2 protein-coding genes are annotated in these 1,838 nt (G+C 41.5%); one reads left to right on the forward strand and one right to left on the reverse strand.

From position 1 onward, the window contains the following. Positions 1-408: 408 nt before the first annotated feature. Entirely contained in the window at positions 409-1,443 is a 1,035-nt protein-coding gene (locus I6F65_RS21225) for an IS110 family transposase (protein ID WP_197114806.1), read from the reverse strand. A gap of 208 nt (positions 1,444-1,651) precedes the next feature. Here I6F65_RS21225 and I6F65_RS21230 point away from each other — a divergent pair, with 208 nt between their 5' ends. Further along, on the forward strand, positions 1,652-1,804 hold the full coding sequence (locus I6F65_RS21230) for a hypothetical protein (protein WP_197114808.1): 153 nt from the start codon (positions 1,652-1,654) through the stop codon (positions 1,802-1,804). The last annotated feature ends 34 nt before the right edge of the window (positions 1,805-1,838 follow it).

Genomic DNA, 1,838 nt, shown 5'->3' on the forward strand with positions numbered 1-1,838 from the left:
CCCCTGAAGTCAAGACGAGCTAATGTATAAACATCAAAATTGATGCCTTTATTTTATTATCATGTATCCCATTTCACCGTCATGATGCGTCACAAGCTTGCTGAAAAGCAAAGGTACTGACATATATTCGAGCTATGGCGTCATGGTTATCATGCGCCATGCTCCTAATGAGCTTCGTACCAAGGGACCTAAAAAATATTCACCCAAACGAGATTAAATCTCGTGTCTTTATCTGGTTAACCTTGGTTAGCGTGCGCTTTTTGTTTCATTATAAGTGAAGTACATACAGGATAAGCGTATGTTACGACTTAAGTGCCCAAACACCCACTCAGGTTTTAAAACCTATGTCTTCGACGGGCTGTCTTAAATCGTAAACTCGGGTGTGATTGGCGTGTAAAATACGCATAATTAAGCATCCTTCTGTGTATTTTGCACATACTGAGGAGAGTAAAGAGTTTGCTTGGTCAGCAATATCCACATCAGTCGAGCCAATCTATGTGCGGTGGCAACCACCACACAATTAAAATGTTTTTTCTCGCGCAACTGGTTAATCCACAAACTTAACGCATCTGTTTTATGGTGGCTTCTGGCGATAATGGCGCGAGCACCATGAATAAGTTGTTTTCGTAGGTAACTGTTACCTCGCTTAGTAATACCAGACATTTTACTTTTATCGCCTGACGCGTATTGTTTAGGTGTTAACCCTAGCCACACCCCCAGCTCTTTTGCATTTTTAAATGCCTGACCGTTCCCGATTGACGCTGCATAAGCTGAGGCATTGAGCACACCCACGCCAGGAATAGAGTGAAGTATTTTGGCGTTAGCATCGCGTTCAACATGTGCAGTAAGCATCGCTTCAATGGCTTTAATGCGTTTAACAAGGGTTTTGTACTCAGTGTAAATATCACTCACCATTGTACGTAATAGCGGGCGAAGTGCAGAGTCACTTTCAAACGCAATGAGTCCTTGCTCTAATGCCTTAATACCGACAGGAAATACATACCCAAAATCGACCAATAAACCGCGTAATTGATTCGTTGCAGCAATGCGGTTTTGTAGCAGCCGCTCGCGTATTTTATGAAGCATGAGTATTTCTTGCTGAGCTTCGGTTTTAATAGGAACGAATTTAATATTAGGGCGTAAGCTTGCTTCATAGATAGCAAGCGCATCGTTACTGTCGTTTTTATTACCGCGAACAAAGGGGGTAACGTGTTGTGCAGGGATAAGGTCAACGGTATGACCGTAAGACGTAAATACTCTCCCCCAGTAGTGGGAAGAATAGCAGGCTTCCATCACCACGCGGCACGGTGGGGTATTCGCCATGAAGGCGTTGAGTTTAGATCTGTTTAAGCGTTTATTACATTCTCTTTTATGGTTAGAATTAAAGCCAGCGACTTGGAATACATTTTTTGCCAAATCAATTGATAATGTGCTAATTTTCATGATGGACGTTCCCTTTAACTGAGTGTGAGTTAATACCAGTTTGGCGCATTGACGCCGTTTTGGGGAGCGTCCATCTCATCACCTACTTTAAATAGTGGGTGTTAATTTACAAGAAAATAACAAAGACACCCACTTTAAATAGTGAGTGTTAATTTACTACTAACACGTCGTGCTTAAACAACATAACACAAAAGAAAAGGACTCTTCGATGCCAGCAATGAAATTAATCCAATCGGTAGGAATTGGCGGTGCAAATAAGCTAGATGATGTAAAAGCAGTACAAACCGCTTTAAATTCACTTCTTTCCCTCATGGCACCAAATAAGCTAGACATCCATCCTAATTGTTTGCAGTTTGGCTAACTAAGTACTAGGCTTTTATCAGTGTGAAAAACAA

Origin of the sequence: Pseudoalteromonas sp. SWXJZ94C, from assembly GCF_015864385.1 — a bacterium.
Taxonomy (GTDB): domain Bacteria; phylum Pseudomonadota; class Gammaproteobacteria; order Enterobacterales; family Alteromonadaceae; genus Pseudoalteromonas.